Source organism: Luteimonas sp. R10, from assembly GCF_045689605.1.
In the GTDB taxonomy this organism is placed as follows: Bacteria; Pseudomonadota; Gammaproteobacteria; order Xanthomonadales; family Xanthomonadaceae; genus Luteimonas.
In genome coordinates this window covers 1,096,386-1,112,420 of record NZ_CP141262.1, presented here as the reverse complement: position 1 = coordinate 1,112,420, position 16,035 = coordinate 1,096,386, and the positions used below count along the sequence as shown (strand labels likewise).

Genomic DNA, 16,035 nt, shown 5'->3' with positions numbered 1-16,035 from the left:
CGTGCAGTCACACGTTGCCGCAGTGCACAAACTGTGATCTATTCGGGGGTCCGCGGATGCGTCGCGACGGCAGGACGGCCGCAGCCACGATTCCCGCGGCTTCCTCCACCCACGGTCACGGCGACACACGATGCGGGCATTTCCGGATCGGGGCCTCTACGACCCCGACAGCGAACGCGACAACTGCGGCTTCGGGCTGATCGCGCGGATCGGCGGCGACGGCGACCGCGCGCTGGTCGAGACCGCGCTGCAGGCGCTGGCGCGCATGCGCCACCGCGGCGGCGTCAACGCCGACGGCATGAGCGGCGACGGCTGCGGCGTGCTGCTGTGCGGCGCCGGCGCGTTCGTGCGCCTGTTGGCGGAAGAGGCGGGCATCGCGCTGCATGCCGGCACCTGCGCCTCCGGCCTGGTGTTCCTGCCGCACGACGCCGATGCCGCCGCGCAGTGCCGCGCACGGCTGCGGGACGAGGTCGCCGCCGTCGGCGCGCGCCTGGTCGGCTGGCGCACGGTGCCGGTCGATGCCGACGCCTGCGGCGAGCAGGCGCACACGGCGATGCCCGGCATCGAGCAGGTGTTCATCGAACGCGACGGCCCCGACGACGACGACTTCGAGCGCACGCTGTACCTGGCGCGGCGCCGCTGCGAGCAGGCGCTCGCCGCCGGCCACGCCGACTTCTACATCGTCAACCTGTCGGCGAAGCTGCTCGGCTACAAGGGCATGGTGCTGCCCGACCACCTGCCGCAGCTGTTCCCGGACCTGGCGCGCGCGGAGCTCGCCGCCAGCGCGGTGGTGTTCCACCAGCGCTTCTCCACCAACACCCTGCCGCGCTGGGCGCTGGCGCACCCGTTCCGGCGGCTGGCGCACAACGGCGAGATCAACAGCATCGAAGGCAACCGGCGCTGGGCGCTCACCCGCCGCAACGTGTGGCGCTCGCCGGTGCTCGACCTGTCCGAGTTCGAATCGCCGGTGACCATGCACGGCTCCGACTCGCAATCGCTCGACAACATGCTCGAGTGGCTGCTGCTCGGCGGCATGGACCTGCTGCAGGCGATCCGCATCCTGATGCCGCCGGCCACGCAGTCGCTGGAATACAAGGACGCCGACCTCGCCGCGTTCTACGAGTACTACTCGATCAACTCCGAGCCCTGGGACGGTCCCGCCGGCGTGGTGATGTGCGACGGCCACTACGCCGCCTGCACCCTCGACCGCAACGGCCTGCGCCCGGCGCGCTGGACGCGCTCGCGCGACGGGTTGTTCCTGATCGCCTCGGAGGCCGGGGTCTGGGACCTGCCGCCCGAGCAGGTACTGGCCAAGGGCAAGCTCGGCCCCGGCGAGATGATCGCGGTCGACCTGCGGCAGGGCACGCTGCTCGACAACGACGCCATCGACGCCGTCAACCGCGCCCGCGCGCCGTACAAGCAGTGGCTCAAGCGCGGCATGACCTACCTGCAGACGGAGCTGATCGATCCGGCGCTGACCGACGCGCCGTTCACGCCGGACACCCTGCTCGGCTTCCAGAAGCTGTTCCAGCTCAGCCGCGAGGAACAGGAATCGGTGCTGCGGCCGCTGGCCGAGACCGAGCAGGAGGCCACCGGCTCGATGGGCGACGACGTGCCGATGGCGGCGCTCAGCCAGCGCGTGCGGCCGCTGTACGACCATTTCCGCCAGGCCTTCGCGCAGGTGACCAACCCGCCGATCGACCCGCTGCGCGAGGACTGCGTGATGACGCTGGCCACGCAGATCGGGCGCGAGGGCAACCTGTTCGTGGACGGCCCCGGCAACGTCGACCACGTGCTGCTGAACTCGCCGGTGCTCTCGCAGCGCAAGCTCAACCAGCTGATGGCGCTGCCGCGCTTCGCCGACCGCTACCGCTACATCGACCTCTACTTCGATGACGGCGAATCGCTGCGCGACGCGCTGGTGCGGATCCGCGACGAGGCCGGGGCCGCCGCCCGCGAGGGCGTCGAACTGCTGATCCTCAGCGACCGCCGCCCGCGCCGGGGCGCCGCCGCGGTGCATGCGCTGCTGGCCACCGGCGCGATCCACCAGCACCTGGTGCGGACCGGGCTGCGCTGCGACGTGAACCTGATCGTCGAGACCGGCACCGCGCGCGACCCGCATCATTTCGCCTGCCTGATCGGCTACGGCGCCACCGCGGTGTATCCGTACCTGGCCTACCAGACCCTGCATGCGCTGGGCCGGCGCGGCATCCTCGGCGGCAAGACCAGCAACGAGCCGCCGCAGATCGGCCGCAGCTACCGCCGCGGGGTGAAGAAGGGCCTGCTGAAGATCCTGTCGAAGATGGGCATCGCCAGCATCGCCAGCTACCGCGGCGCACAGCTGTTCGAGATCGTCGGCCTCGACGACGAGGTAGTGTCGCTGTGCTTCGAGGGCACGCCCTCGCGCATCGGCGGCGCCGGCTTCGCGCGGCTGCAGGCCGATGCGCGGCGGCTGTCGGCGCAGGGCTGGGACGACAACGCCCTGCCCGAGCCCGGCGGCCTGCTGCACTACGTGCACGGCGGCGAGTACCACCAGTTCAATCCCGACGTGGTGCAGTCGTTGCAGCGTGCGGTGCTGACCGGCGATCGCGGCGACTGGAAGCGCTACGCCGACCACGTCGACTCCCGCCCGCCGGCGGCGCTGCGCGACCTGCTGCGCCCGCGCGGGGCCGCCGCGCCGGTGCCGCTGGACGAGGTGGAGCCGGTGTCGGCGATCGTCAAGCGCTTCGACTCGGCGGCGATGAGCCTGGGCGCGCTGTCGCCGGAGGCGCACGAGGCGCTGGCGATCGCGATGAATCGGCTCGGCGGGCGCAGCAATTCCGGTGAGGGCGGCGAGGATCCGGCGCGCTACTTTGATGAGCGCCGCAGCCGGATCAAGCAGATCGCCTCCGGCCGCTTCGGCGTCACCCCGGAGTATCTGATCAACGCCGACGTGCTGCAGATCAAGATCGCGCAGGGCGCCAAGCCCGGCGAGGGCGGGCAGCTGCCGGGCAGCAAGGTCAATCCGCTGATCGCGCGGCTGCGCTACGCCAAGCCCGGCATCGGCCTGATCTCGCCGCCGCCGCACCACGACATCTACTCGATCGAGGACCTGGCGCAGCTGATCTTCGACCTGCGCCAGGTCAACCCCGAGGCGCTGATCTCGGTGAAGCTGGTCGCGCACGCGGGCGTGGGCACGATCGCCGCCGGCGTGGTCAAGGCGGGCGCCGACCTGATCACCGTCTCCGGCCACGATGGCGGCACCGGCGCCAGCCCGCTGGGCTCGATCCGCTACGCCGGCGTGCCCTGGGAGCTGGGCCTGTCGGAGGCGCGGCAGGCGCTGCAGTACAACGGCCTGCGCGGCCGGGTGCTGCTGCAGACCGACGGCGGCCTCAAGACCGGGCTCGACGTGGTCAAGGCCGCGCTGCTCGGCGCCGACACCTTCGGCTTCGGCACCGCGCCGATGATCGCGCTGGGCTGCAAGTACCTGCGCATCTGCCACCTCAACAACTGCGCCACCGGCGTCGCCACCCAGGACGAGCGCCTGCGCGCCAACCACTTCAAGGGACTGCCCGAGCGCGTGGAATGCTTCTTCCGCAACGTCGCCGAGGACGTGCGCGAACACCTGGCGTCGATCGGCGCGCGCTCGCTCGACGAGATCGTCGGCCGCACCGAGCTGCTCGAGCAGACCGTCGACACGCCGCGCGAGCACGTGCGCATCGACCTGTCGCGGCTGCTGCAGCGCGATCCCGCGCACGCGCGCCGGTTCGAGCCCGGCGCGGCGGCGCGCCCGGCGCCGGACGCGGCCGCCGGCAACCCCGATTCCGATGCGCCGCAGGTCTCCGGCGCGCCTTCGCGCGGGGCCGTCCCGCTGCATCCGGGTTATGCGAGCTACGGCGCCGGCTGCGGCGCGGCGCTGCACCCGCCGGTGGACGGCCTCGCGCTGCGGCTGGACGCCGACCTGGCGCTGGTGATCGAGCACGCGCGCGGCGGCGAGTACCGCTACGCGATCCGCAACACCGACCGCGCCATCGGCACGCGCCTGTCCGGCGCGATCGCCCGCCATCACGGCAACACCGGCATGGCCGGCGCGCCGGTCCACCTGCGCCTGGCCGGCAGCGCCGGGCAGAGCTTCGGCGCGTTCAACGCCGGCGGGCTGCACATGACGCTCGAGGGCGAGGCCAACGATTACGTCGGCAAGGGCATGGCCGGCGGCCGCCTGGTGCTGCACCCGCCGGCGGGCAGCACGTTCGATCCGCGGCACACGCCGATCCTCGGCAACACCTGCCTGTACGGCGCCACCGGCGGCGAGCTGTACGCCGCCGGCCGCGCCGGCGAGCGCTTCGCGGTGCGCAACTCCGGCGCGGTGGCGGTGCTCGAGGGCGCCGGCGACCACTGCTGCGAGTACATGACCGGCGGCGTGGTGGTGGTGCTGGGCCGCACCGGCCTGAACTTCGGCGCCGGCTTCACCGGCGGCCTGGCCTACGTGCTCGACCTCGACCGCGACTTCGTCGACCGCTACAACCACGAGCTGATCGACATCCTGCGGGTCTCGCCGGAAGGTTTCGAGAATTACCGCCAGCACCTCACCGACCTCGTCGCCGCGCACGCGCGCCTGACCGGCAGCGCCTGGAGCGCGCAGATCATCGAGGAGTTCCGCGACTTCGTCGGCAAGTTCTGGCTGGTCAAGCCGAAGGCGGCGAGCCTGGAGGCGCTGACGGAGGATTTGCGGAGGGCGGCATGATGAAAGCGGGGATTCGGGATTGGGGATTCGGAATTGGCAAAGGCGGGCGACCCGCACGCCCGCAGCCGGATCGCCATGCCGGCACGCGCCTCTTTCCCGCTCTTGCGAATCCCCAATCCCCAATCCCCAATCCCGGCTCATGAGCAAGAAGTACGCCTTCCAGTTCCTCGATCTGCCGCGCGAGATGCCGCGGCGGATTCCGCTGCAGCTGCGGACCGCGGGGGACTGGAGCGAGCTCTACGGCCGCTTCGGCCAGGACGAGGCCGCGCACCAGGCCGGGCGCTGCCTGGACTGCGGCAATCCGTACTGCCAGACCGGCTGTCCGGTGCACAACTACATCCCCAACTGGCTGCGGCTGGTGGAGGAAGGCCGCATCCTCGAGGCCGCGGCGCTGTGCCACGAGACCAACCCGCTGCCGGAGATGTGCGGCCGGGTCTGCCCGCAGGACCGCCTGTGCGAGGGCGTGTGCACGCTGGAGGACGGCTTCGGCGCGGTGACCATCGGCGCGGTGGAGAAATACATCACCGACACCGCGTTCGCGCAGGGCTGGCGGCCCGACCTGTCCAAGGTCGCGCCGACCGGCAAGCGCGTGGCGGTGATCGGCGCCGGCCCCGCGGGCCTGGCCTGCGCCGACCGGCTGGCGCGGCGCGGCATCGAGGCCACGGTGTTCGACCGCTACGAGCAGATCGGCGGCCTGCTGCAGTTCGGCATTCCCAGCTTCAAGCTCGACAAGTCGGTGATCGCGATGCGGCGCGAGGTGCTCGAGGGCATGGGCGTGCGCTTCCGGCTCGGCGTGGAGATCGGCGGCGACGTCTCCATGGACGACCTGCTGCGCGATTACGACGCCGTGTTCCTCGGCCTCGGCGCCTACCGCTACACCGACGGCGGCCTGCCCGGCCAGGACCTGCGCGCGGTGCTGCCGGCGCTGCCGTTCCTGGTGCAGAACGGGCGCATCGTCACCGGAACCGATCCGCAGGGCCACGCGATCGCCGGCTGGGAGGACCGCGTGGAGATTCCCGACCTGCGCGGCAGGCGGGTGGCGGTGCTCGGCGGCGGCGACACCGGCATGGACTGCGTGCGCTCGGCGGTGCGCCTGGGCGCGGCCGGGGTCAGCTGCATCTATCGCCGCGACGAGGCCAACATGCCCGGCTCGGCGCGCGAGGTGGCCAATGCGCGCGAGGAAGGCGTGGAGTTCCTGTTCAACCGCCAGCCGCTGGCGATCGTCGACGACGGCGCCGGCAACGTCACCGGCGTGCGCGTGGTCGAAACCCGGCTGGGCGAGCCCGACGCGCGCGGGCGGCGCCGGCCGGAGCCGGTGCTCGGCAGCGAATGGGTGATCGACGCCGATCTGGTGATCATCGCCTTCGGCTTCACGCCGGAGCTGCCGGAGTGGCTGGCCACGCACGGTGTCGAGGCTTCGGACAGCGGCCGCATCGCGGTCGGCGGCGAGGGCCGGCTGCCGTACCAGACCTCGCACCCGAAACTGTTCGCCGGCGGCGACGTCGTGCGCGGCGCCGACCTGGTGGTCACCGCGGTGCAGGAGGGCCGCGACGCCGCCGCATCGATCGCAGGCCAGCTCACCGCCGGCTCCGCCCGCTCCGCCCTCGACGCCGCCTGACCGCTCCGCCGCCCGCTACCGCCATCCTGCACCCTGCCCGTTCGGTGTCCCGCCATCCTGCGTTCGGTACCACCATGACGGCCGTAGAGCGGAGCTTGCTCCGCTGCCTCTTCCCGGTGCACCGATGGGTCGAGACGAGAATCGAGGAACGAGGAACGAGAGCAGCGGAGCAAGCTCCGCTCTACGGGGCCGGGAGCACTTCGCGCCTGGTCGGGGCGCCTGAACATACCCTTGCCCGTGGGGCGGTGCGCCTACCGCCGGGCGGCGGGGTGGCGCATGATGTCGGCATGCGCGCCTGGATGCTCACGCTGTCGGCACTGCTCTGCTGCGCCGCCGCGGCGGCGCAGGCGCCCGGGGAAAACACGGACGACGTCGTCATCTACCGCTGCACCGATGCGGACGGCAGCCTGACCCTGCGCGACACCCCCTGCGACGATGCGCAGGCGCAACAGACCCGCACCATGCTGCGCCCGCAGGACGCACCGCCGCGCCCGCCGGCGCCCGAACCCGAGCCGGCGCCCGCAGCGGTCGAACCGCAGGTGGTCGTGGTCAGCCCGCCGCAGCCGATGTACGAATGCGTCACCCCCGACGGCGACCGCTACACCAGCGACACCGGCGACGGCAATCCGCGCTGGGTGCCGCTGTGGACGCTCGGCTATCCGGCCGGCGGCGGCTACCGCCGCCCCGCGCGTCCGAGCGCCGAGCGCGGTGTCACCTTCGTCGACGACCGCACGCGCATGCCGCCGCCGGCGAACATCAGCATCCCGCCGGCGTACGATCGCCCGCAGCCGTCGCCCGGCATCCTGCACGGCCGCCCGGACCGGCCCCGCCCCCATCCTCCCGGCTATGGCCACGGCTACGGCGGCGGCGGCACCTGGATCCGCGACGAATGCACGCGCCTGCCGCAGGGCGAGGTCTGCGACCGCCTGCGCGATCGCCGCCAGGAGATCCGCCGCCGCGTCTTCAACGCCCAGGAAAGCGAACGCAATACACTACGCCGGGAGGAGCGCGCGCTCAGTGCGCGCCTGGCCAACGATTGCGGAATCCGATGATGCGGCACGCGTTGTTTTGCGCCGCGCTGCTGTTCGCGGCGCCGGCGATCGCGCAGAAGAACGAGATGGTGATCTACCACTGCACCGACGCCGATGGCGCGGTCACCGTGCAGAACGATACGCCCTGCCCGGCAGGCAGCACCCAGAGGACGCGCACGATCGACCCGCCGCCGCCGCTGCCGGCCTACGTGCCGATGACGCCGCCGCCGTCGCGCCTGGCCCCGATCACGCGCGTGGAGCGGGACGACGACTTCGACCCGTCGGCGCTGGTGATCGATCTCGAATTGCGGCCGCCGCCGCCGCTGTTCCTGTGCACGACCTACGACCAGACCCGCTACTACACCGAGGACAGCGAGCCGGCGTCGCGCTGCCAGCCGATGGCCACCGTCGGCATCGGCGGCCTGCAGGGGCTGGGCGCCGGGGCGGCCTGCATGCGCGTCACCGACGCCTGCGAACCGGTGCCGGAAGCGGCCCTCTGCGACGCCTGGGACACGCGCGTCGACGAGGCGGAGTTCCGCTGGAAGTTCGCCGGCGGCCACTACGCCAGGGAGGAGCGGCGCGCGGAGTACGACGCGCTGGCGCGGGTGCGCGACACCAGCACCTGCGCCGCGGAATGACCTCGTGGGGGTGGCGGCGGCATGCCGCTGCCGGGGAGCGGTGCGGGACCGGTGCGGCGGCGCCCCGCCGCCTACAATGGGCCTTCTTCCGACCGGCATCCGCCCGCCATGGCTCCCAATTCCACCGTGGTCAAAGCCGAGTTGCAGGTCAGCGACATGGACCGGCACTACTACGCCACCCACAACCTCACCCTCGCCCAGCATCCGTCCGAGACCGACCTGCGGCTGATGGTGCGGCTGGTCGCGTTCGCCCTGTATGCCGACGAGCGCCTGGAGTTCGGCCGCGGCCTGAGCGACGAGGACCAGCCGGCGCTGTGCCGGCGCAGCTACGGCGGCGACATCGAACTGTGGATCGACGTCGGCCAGCCCGACGAGGCCCGGATCAAGAAGGCCTGCGCCCGCGCCGACCAGGTGGTGGTGCTCAACTATGGCGGCCGCGCCGCCGACATCTGGTGGGAGAAGATCGCCAGTTCGCTGACCCGGCTGAAGAACCTCAGCGTGCTGGCCATTCCCGAGGACGTGATCGAGGCCCTGCCCGGCATCGGCGAGCGCGGCATGCGCCTGAACGCGCTGATCCAGGACGGCGAACTGCAGCTGATGGGCGAACGCGGCAGCATCGCCCTGCGGCCGATCGAGCGGATGGCGCCGCGGTAGCAGACCCTCGCCGCTGGGCCGGCGGCAACGCGCGCGGGATCGCGTCAGTCTCGGGGCGTTGATATGCGTGTCGCGTGGCTTGCCGCCAGCCGCCAGCGGCCGTCGCGATACACCCAGGTGTCGGTGAACTGGAAATCCGCCGCGAACGGCTCGCCCCCTGCCTTGCCCTCGACCGAGGTGATGCCGGTGACCACCGCGGCGTCGCCGTACAGGTGGAAGACCTGGTCGCGATTGCGGAACACGTCGTAGGCCGGCTCGCCGCTCTCGACCTCGGCGATGGTCTGCGCGCGGTCGGCGGGAATGCCGTTGGAGCCGGTCAGGACGAAACGTTCGTCCAGCCATGCGCGCAGGGCGTCGGCATCGCGGTTCTCGAAGGCTTCGCTCAGCGCGGCTTCGGCCTCCAGGATGTCGCGCCGGTCCTGTGCGGCGTCGCGCGCCAGGGCCGGCAAGGCCGATGCGGCCAGTGCCGCGGCGACGCACCAGCGGATGGCTTTCATGGGGAGCTCTCCTGATGGCTGGCGCCGCACCGGCGCCGGGTTGCGTAGCGGACGGCGACGGCTAGAACCCGTAGCGCAGGAAACCGCCGTCCACCGCGATGCATTCGCCGGTGATGTAGGCCGACGCCGGCAGGCACAGGAACGCCACCGCGGCGGCGACCTCCTCGGGTTCGCCGATGCGGCCCATCGGCGTGCGCAGCAGCACCTCGTCCAGGTAGTCGGGATCGGCCAGCTTGCCGGAGGTGCGGCGGGTGCGGATGTACCAGGGCGCCACCGCGTTCACGCGCACGCCGTCCTCGGCCCATTCCACGGCGAGGTTGCGGGTCATCTGGTGCATTGCGGCCTTGCTCATGCCGTAGGGCGCGCCGGAGCGCACGTGGGCGATCCCGGACACGCTGCCGACGTTGACGATGCACGAGCCCGGATGCTGGGTGAGCAGCGGAAAGGCATAGCGCGAAAGTTCGAAGGCGCTGAACAGGTTGACCTCGAAGATCTCGCGCCACTCGTCCTCGGTGTAGTCGTTGGCCGCGCGGGTGAGGTTGCCGCCGGCGTTGTTGACCAGGATGTTGAGGCCGTCGCCCTGGTCCTCGATCCAGTCGAGCACCTCGCGGCGCTGGTCCTCGTCGGCGACGTCGCCGACCAGCGCCCGCACCTCGCCGTCGGGAAATTCCTCCATCAGCTCGTCGCGGGCGGATTCGAGCGCGTCGCCGTCGCGGGCGACGATCAGCACGCGGGCGCCGAAACCCAGCAGTTCGCGCGCGATCGCCCGGCCGATGCCGGCGCTGCCGCCGGTCACCAGGGCGAGTTGTCCGTCGAGACGCCAGCGGTGCGGATCCATGGTCGGGCCCTGCGTGTGCACTGGGCGTAGGATAACGCCGGTCCACACGGGAGAACGGCCATGCCGGACCGCTCCGCCTTCGCACTGCCGATCGCCGCCCTGGTGCTGGCCTGCGCGGCCTGTTCGCCGCCCGAACAGCCCGTCCCCGAACAGCCACCGGAGCCGCAGGCCACCCAGCTGCGCGATGCGGTGCAGGCGCCGCTGGAGAAGGCGCGCGCGGTGGAGGACGCGGTGCGCGAAGCCGACGAGCATCGCCGGGCGCAGCTGGACGCGAACGACGGGTGACGCGCGGCGGCGGCGCGCCCTTCCGCTGACGGTCGGTGCGGCTGCGCGGCGTCGGAACGCGATGGCGCGCTCCTGCGGAATGCCGCGGGCGTTGCCGCCGCGATCGTGCGGCCGACCCGGCGCCCGGATTCGGCGCCGGCGTCGACGGACGCGATCGCGGGCCGGTCAGGGCCGTCCGGTCGCAGTCACCGTGCAGGTCAGGCTGAAGGTCAGCGAGCCGCCGTTGGGCAGGGTGGGGATCACCACGCCGGCGCCCTGGAACTGGGCGACGTCCGGGGCCGCGGGGCAGACCGCGCCGCCGGCCTCCTCGCCACAGGCCACTGCCGTGCAGGCCAGTCCGTCGGCCGGCGGGTCGCTCACCCTCGCCCCGTCGGCGGCGCTGGGGCCGTCGTTGACCACCTCGATCCGGTAGACGACCTCGCCATCGCGCAGCACGGCGTCGGCCTCGTTGCTCTTGGTGATCGAAAGATCGGCGATCGGCGCGACCGTCACCGTTGCGGTGCTCTCGCCCTCGAAGGGTTCGCCCAGCGTCTGCGAGGTGTAGTCGATGCGCGCGGTGTTGACGATGTCGCTTTCCGCCAGCGCGTTGTCGTCTGCGATGCGGGCACGGAACCGGAACGACGTCGACTCGTCCGGCAGGACCTGGCCGCCATCGCTGGCCGTGGCACCGGTGCCGAGCCGGAACACCACGCGGTCGGGGCCGGTCGCGAACTCGGCCTGGTCGTCGCCGGCGGCGTCGGTCATGGCACCGGTCGGTGCACCGGGCGTATTGCTGACGATCTCCAGGCTGCCGGGCACGTAGCTCGTGCCGCCGGGGATCAGGTTGTCGGTGACGACCACGTCGAGCGCGCCGTCCTGCCCTTCGTTGACGAACGATATCGTGTACTGCAGCTCGTCGCCCGGCAGCACGCCGCCGCCGTTCAAGTCCTCGACCTCCTTGGTGAACGACGAGACCAGGTCCGGCACGTACAGGTCGACGGCGAACACCAGCGCGTGCGGGTAGTACACATCGCCGGACGAGGTGAACTGGAAGGTCGCCGACGTGGCGCCGTTGGTCAGGATGTTGCTGGCGTTGACGTAATCGATGTCCTGCCCGAGCTGGTTGCTGTAGTTCGGGGCCTTGGCGGTGAGGCGGCTGCCCACGCGGCTGATGGTGCTGTTCCAGAAGTTGGTCTGCGGATTCAGCCCGTCGTTGAGCTGGGTGCCGTTCATCAGGAACTGGTCGCCGACGATGTTCAGATCGCCTTCCCAGGTCAGCGCGCCGAGGAAGGTATCGAACGCCCCCTCCAGCGGCGTCAGCAGGCCGGAGACCGTGATCGTGACCGGCGCCGCGTCGGTGACGTTGGCGGCGCCGTCGTACACCATCAACCGACGGAACGGCTCGTTGGTGTCGCGGTACAGCACGACCAGGCTCCAGCCGGCGTAGCGGTCGCCACCGGTGGTGCCGACGATGCCGCCGGCGGTGTAGGTGCCGCTGCCGGCCGCCTGCACCAGCGCGGTCACGTCGGCGAAGGCGAAGTACGCACGATTGCCGGCGGTGCCGCCGGCAGTGTTGTTGTCCAGCTGGCTGGCGGTGATGGTCTGGTACCCGGTCGCGCCCGGCGATCGGAACCGAAGCGTGTTCCTGCCGGCAGCGGTCTCACCCGCGCGGGCGCCCCAGTACAGGCCGGCGAACGACACCGTGGCGCCGGCCGGCAGATTCAGGTCGGCGCTGGAGCTGTTGCCGAGTCCGGCCGCCGGATCCACGTCGACGAACACCATCTGATGGCCGTTGTTGTTGTTGTAGTGCTCGGAGCCGCTACCGCCGGTCGCCGTGCCCTGTTGGGCCTGTCCGCACTGGTTCACCCCGCTCGTGCAGGTCATCAGCGTATTGCCGACCATGACCGCATTGCCGGGCTGGTTGAAGCTGGCGCGCGGCGTGAAGCCGCGGACGACCTGCGCCTGCGCCGCGGAGGCGGCCAGCAGCAGCAGGGCCGCGCACAGCGCCGCCGCGGTTCTCGGAGCGGAAGTGGACATCATCAATAGCTCCCCACGAAGTTGACGAACCAGCCCTTGTGGTCGTAGTCGAAGTCGGTCAGGTCGTCGCTGAAGTCGGTGAAGTTGTAGCCGGCGCCGATGCGGAAGTTGCGGTTGAGGTCGCGGTCCACGCCCACCAAGAAGCCCTGCCGGGTGCCGCCGTCCTTGACGTCCAGCCAGCGGTATTCGCCCAGCGCATGCCACTTCTCGCGCAGCTCGTAGCGGATCTGGCCGGCGGCGAAGGTCGTGGCCGAGTCGAACCAGTCGCCCGTTCCGCGCCCGAACCGCACCTCGCCCTCGCGCCGGGCCAGCTTGGCCGCCAGCTCCCAGTGGTGGTCGATCCGGTACACGCCCTCGAACGCCAGCACCTGGCTCTTCTGGTCGTACTGCGCCCCGCCCACCTGGCCCAGCGTGGCCAGGTCGTACAGGTACGTGTAGCGCCCGAACAGGCCCCAGCGGCTGCTGTTCCACGGCCGGTAGGCGAAGCCGAAGTTGCCCTCGATGAACTTGGCCCCCGCCGCCGGGTTGAGCTCGTCGTCGGTGTCGGCGTAGTTGAACCGCGCCGCGATCCGCCAGCTCTCGTTGACCTTGTGGCTCAGGTGGTTGGTGCTCACCCACTGCGTGCGCCGCTCGGCGCCGTCGTCGCGCCGCCACTCCAGCTTGCTGCGCCAGTCGGTCGCCTGCGAGGTCCGCCCGCCGCTGATGCTCACCACCTCGCGCTCGACCTGGTCGCCGGCGCTGTTGGTCAGCTCGCCGTCGCTCAAGGTGAAGCCCAGGTTCCAGCCCACCGCCGGGTAGAAGTCCATGCCGTAGGTGTGCACCAGCCCGGACTCGTTGCGGCTCTTGAGGAACTGGCTCTCGTTGAACAGGTTCACCTGGTTGGACAGCCGCCAGCGCTGGCCGAAGGTCCAGCCGTTCTGCCGGTTCGGGTTGAACAGCGAGTGGTAGGCGGTCTCGTCGGTCGAGTAGGTGTAGCCGCCGTAGAAGCTGTGCTGCGCGTTCAGCCGCCACTCGCCGTCCACCGTCGCCGCGTCGCCGCGGTCGCCGGTGGTCACTTCCGCACCGAGGTTCGACAGGTTGGCGAAGTTGTAGCGCGTGCCCAGGCTGTAGGCGTCGTTGTCGGCGTACTGGCCGCTGTCGTCGTCCAGGGTCACCTGGGCGGTGCCGAACACGTCCAGCGCGGTGCCGAAGCGGTGGGTGTAGCGCAACGCGCCCAGGGTGCCGGCGGCCTCGCCGGTGCTGCGCTCCTCCTCGGTGCGCCGGACCTCGGCGGTCACCGCGCCGTCGTCGCTGATCCGCCACTCGCCGGTCACCTGCATCTGCGTCAGCGACTCGCCGCCGCGCTCGGCCTTGCTGTAGCGGGCGTAGATCCCGACGTTGGGCGTGAACTGGCCCAGCACCTCGGCGCCGTGCTCCTCGACCGCCTGGCCGGTGTCGAAGCGCGAGATCGAGTAGCCGGCATCGACCTGCCGCCACCACGCCCCCGCGCTCCAGGCCTGCTCGGTCCAGCCCATCTCCTGGAAGTTGACCCGCGCCTCGACCGCGCGGGCCTCGCCCTCGCGCGGGCCGTCCGGGTTGAGCCGGGTGAACGACAGGCCGCCGTCGTCGGAGTAGAACACCGGCGCGCTGGTCGCCTCCGTCTTGCTGTGCTCCAGCTTCAGGTACGTGCCCTTGCCCGCCTGCAGGGTCAGGTCGGCCGCCATCAGGGTGTAGTCCTCGCCGGCGCGGTTCTCGTCGACGTAGGTCAGCCCGACCCCGACGTGGTCGCCGAACCAGTGCTTGCCGCGCACGCCGGCGGCGATCTCGTCGGCGTTGAAGCTCGAGGGCACCCACTCGTAGTCCACGATCAGGCGCTGCTCGAACCCGCCCAGCGGCGTGTCGCGGGTGATCCCGGGCACGTTGTCGTGCGTGATCGGCGAGAGCGACTTGGCCAGGGTCAGCCGTCCCTGGAACTCGTCGATCTCGTAGTCGGCCCCGCGCACCAGCTCGATGCGCTGCTCCACCCGCCCGGTGGTCGGGTCGCGCACCTCGATCACCACGTGCTCCGAGCCCGGCAGCACGTCGGTGTGGCGCAGGTAGTACTGGCTGCCGCTGCCGCGGAACTCGCTGTGGCCCGGCGCGGTCTGCGCCTCGGAGGCGAACACCCGCAGCTCGGTGCCGGCATCGCCCCACGGGTTGGCCGCCCGCGAGCGCCAGTTCAGCGCCGCGCCGTACAGCGAGCGCACGTACTGCGCGTACTCGGTGCCGGTGATGCCGGTGTAGAAGTTGCCCCACAGCGCCTCGTTCTTGTCCCAGTCGGCGCGCAGGTAGAACCGGCCCATGGTGTCGACGTCGCGGTAGGTGGTCGAGTCGTCGCCGTAGGTCGGGTAGTACAGGTCCGGGTCCAGGCGCCGGAAGATGTCCTGCGGGTCGGCCTGGGTGAAGCCGTCGAACAGGTCCTCCAGCGGCCGGTCCTGGGTGTCGGCCTGGGCGGTGACCAGGTACTTGCCCTTGAGCTTGGCCTTGCCATAGAACGCCAGGCGGCCGTCGCTGAGGATGTCGTCCTCGCGCCCGGCCAGGGCCAGGTCGCGGCCGGGGCCGCTGGCCTTGTTCTCGTACACCGTCAGGTCGGCCAGGCCGACGCCGAAGAAGTAGCGCCCGCTCACGTCCACGTCCAGCCGGTGCCGCGCCGGGGTGGCGCCCTCGCCGCCCTGCAGGGCGATGTCGAAGCTGTGCTGGCCGACCGGCAGCAGGTACTCGGCGACGAACTTGCGCTCCAGGTCCACCGGGTAGCTGTCGCCGTTGATCAGCAGCGCGTAGCCGGGCGGCAGGTTGCGGCCCTGCACCCGCACCCGCGAGCCGTAGATCGGGATGTTCTGGTAGCGCAGCGCGCTCTGGCCGAACACGTCGTCGATCAGGCGCTGGGTCTCGGCCTGCTCGGCGCCCAGCGCCAGGCCGTGGCTGCGCTCGGTGCCCTCGCGTAGCTGCTGGCGGCCGCGCTCGGCCTCGTCCGGGCGCACCAGCTGCAGGCGCCGGGCGTGGGTCTCATCGATGTTGCCCTCGGCGTCGAACGCACGCAGCACGTACACCAGCTCGTCGCCGACCCGGAAGCGGATGTCCGCCGGCAGCACGCCGTCCCACTCGGCCTCGGTCACCGGGGCCACGGCGATCGGCACCTTGGCCAGCGGCCGCACCAGGTCGCCGTCGGTGCCGCGGAACACCGCCAGCTCCATCTTCTCGATGAAGCCGGTGTAGTTGCCGCGCACGAAGAAGCGCACCGGCCGGGTGATCGCGCTGCCGTCGAACGGCACCATGGTCGGCGCCGAGACCGACAGCTCGGGCAGGCCCAGGGTCGGGTCCTCGGTCGCCCAGATCACCCCGCCGCCGGGCAGGTACACCGAGAACCGGCCCTGGGCCACGGCGCGGCCGGGTGCGTCCAGGCCGACGGTCACGCGCCGGTCCGGCTGCAGCGCCTCGGACGAGGACTGCGCGCTGGTGCCTTCGGTCACCGGCCGGTCGTAGCTGCGCGTGCGCAGCTTGAACACCAGGCCTTCGTCGGAGGCGCAGCCGTCGGCGCCGCAGTCCAGGGCGGTCGCGTCGCCGTCCGGGGCCGGCTGGTACAGCCAGGCCTCGGCGCCGGTCTGCGCCGTGGCCGGCGGGGCCGGCAGGTCCTGCGCCAGCGCCGGCGCGGCCATGCCCGCCAGGATGCCGAGCAGGGCGGTATCGAGCAGCTTCATCTTCATGATCCGGCCCCCT

At 71.6% G+C, this 16,035-nt stretch carries 9 protein-coding genes and 2 pseudogenes; 7 read left to right on the top strand and 4 right to left on the bottom strand.

What is annotated here, in order from left to right; translation table 11 throughout:
• Positions 1 to 130: 130 nt before the first annotated feature.
• The 6 genes and pseudogenes from gltB (U3649_RS04745) to U3649_RS04720 form a co-directional block, all read left to right on the top strand.
• A pseudogene (gene gltB / locus U3649_RS04745) lies at positions 131 to 3,751 on the top strand (glutamate synthase large subunit); the annotation flags it as partial.
• 111 nt (positions 3,752 to 3,862) lie between these two features.
• Positions 3,863 to 4,723: pseudogene (gene gltB, locus U3649_RS04740) on the top strand (glutamate synthase large subunit); the annotation flags it as partial.
• Positions 4,724 to 4,862: 139 nt separating this feature from the next.
• Positions 4,863 to 6,341 carry an FAD-dependent oxidoreductase gene (locus tag U3649_RS04735; protein WP_407353733.1) on the top strand — a complete coding sequence of 493 codons (1,479 nt, stop codon included), beginning with the start codon at positions 4,863 to 4,865 and terminating at the stop codon, positions 6,339 to 6,341.
• A gap of 287 nt (positions 6,342 to 6,628) precedes the next feature.
• Entirely contained in the window at positions 6,629 to 7,393 is a 765-nt protein-coding gene (locus U3649_RS04730; RefSeq protein WP_407353732.1) for a DUF4124 domain-containing protein, read from the top strand.
• On the top strand, positions 7,393 to 8,010 hold the full coding sequence (locus U3649_RS04725) for a DUF4124 domain-containing protein (protein ID WP_407353731.1): 618 nt from the start codon (positions 7,393 to 7,395) through the stop codon (positions 8,008 to 8,010). The genes U3649_RS04730 and U3649_RS04725 overlap by 1 nt, the downstream gene beginning before the upstream one ends.
• Before the next feature lie 108 nt (positions 8,011 to 8,118).
• Positions 8,119 to 8,664 carry a YaeQ family protein gene (locus U3649_RS04720; RefSeq protein ID WP_407353730.1) on the top strand — a complete coding sequence of 182 codons (546 nt, stop codon included), beginning with the start codon at positions 8,119 to 8,121 and terminating at the stop codon, positions 8,662 to 8,664.
• A 44-nt stretch (positions 8,665 to 8,708) separates the two neighbouring features.
• Here U3649_RS04720 and U3649_RS04715 read toward each other — a convergent pair whose 3' ends face one another.
• The gene (locus U3649_RS04715; RefSeq protein WP_407353729.1) at positions 8,709 to 9,161 is read right to left on the bottom strand and encodes a nuclear transport factor 2 family protein; all 453 of its coding nucleotides are present in this window, start codon (positions 9,159 to 9,161) and stop codon (positions 8,709 to 8,711) included.
• A 61-nt stretch (positions 9,162 to 9,222) separates the two neighbouring features.
• Complete coding sequence (locus U3649_RS04710) at positions 9,223 to 9,999, bottom strand: SDR family oxidoreductase (protein WP_407353728.1); 777 nt, start codon at positions 9,997 to 9,999, stop codon at positions 9,223 to 9,225.
• Between the two features lie 60 nt (positions 10,000 to 10,059).
• On the opposite strand from U3649_RS04710, the gene U3649_RS04705 reads away from it, so the two are divergent.
• Positions 10,060 to 10,284: a hypothetical protein gene (locus U3649_RS04705; RefSeq protein ID WP_407353727.1), complete on the top strand. Its 225-nt coding sequence runs from the start codon at positions 10,060 to 10,062 to the stop codon at positions 10,282 to 10,284.
• A gap of 165 nt (positions 10,285 to 10,449) precedes the next feature.
• Here the strand turns inward: U3649_RS04705 and U3649_RS04700 are convergent, their stop codons facing one another.
• Together U3649_RS04700 and U3649_RS04695 are read right to left on the bottom strand one after the other, a co-directional pair.
• Positions 10,450 to 12,300 carry a hypothetical protein gene (locus tag U3649_RS04700; RefSeq protein ID WP_407353726.1) on the bottom strand — a complete coding sequence of 617 codons (1,851 nt, stop codon included), beginning with the start codon at positions 12,298 to 12,300 and terminating at the stop codon, positions 10,450 to 10,452.
• Between the two features lie 2 nt (positions 12,301 to 12,302).
• A complete protein-coding gene (locus tag U3649_RS04695; RefSeq protein WP_407353713.1) occupies positions 12,303 to 16,022 on the bottom strand; it encodes a hypothetical protein in 3,720 nt (1,239 codons plus the stop codon).
• Positions 16,023 to 16,035 lie beyond the last annotated feature (13 nt).

What these genes read in the sequence shown, in the direction of transcription:
- U3649_RS04715 (WP_407353729.1), bottom strand. Translation starts at nt 9,161, where the DNA reads ATGAAAGCCATCCGCTGGTGCGTCGCCGCGGCACTGGCCGCATCGGCC.
- U3649_RS04710 (WP_407353728.1), bottom strand. Translation starts at nt 9,999, where the DNA reads ATGGATCCGCACCGCTGGCGTCTCGACGGACAACTCGCCCTGGTGACC.
- U3649_RS04730 (WP_407353732.1), top strand. Translation starts at nt 6,629, where the DNA reads ATGCGCGCCTGGATGCTCACGCTGTCGGCACTGCTCTGCTGCGCCGCC.
- U3649_RS04695 (WP_407353713.1), bottom strand. Translation starts at nt 16,022, where the DNA reads ATGAAGATGAAGCTGCTCGATACCGCCCTGCTCGGCATCCTGGCGGGC.
- U3649_RS04720 (WP_407353730.1), top strand. Translation starts at nt 8,119, where the DNA reads ATGGCTCCCAATTCCACCGTGGTCAAAGCCGAGTTGCAGGTCAGCGAC.
- U3649_RS04735 (WP_407353733.1), top strand. Translation starts at nt 4,863, where the DNA reads ATGAGCAAGAAGTACGCCTTCCAGTTCCTCGATCTGCCGCGCGAGATG.
- U3649_RS04700 (WP_407353726.1), bottom strand. Translation starts at nt 12,300, where the DNA reads ATGTCCACTTCCGCTCCGAGAACCGCGGCGGCGCTGTGCGCGGCCCTG.
- U3649_RS04705 (WP_407353727.1), top strand. Translation starts at nt 10,060, where the DNA reads ATGCCGGACCGCTCCGCCTTCGCACTGCCGATCGCCGCCCTGGTGCTG.
- U3649_RS04725 (WP_407353731.1), top strand. Translation starts at nt 7,393, where the DNA reads ATGCGGCACGCGTTGTTTTGCGCCGCGCTGCTGTTCGCGGCGCCGGCG.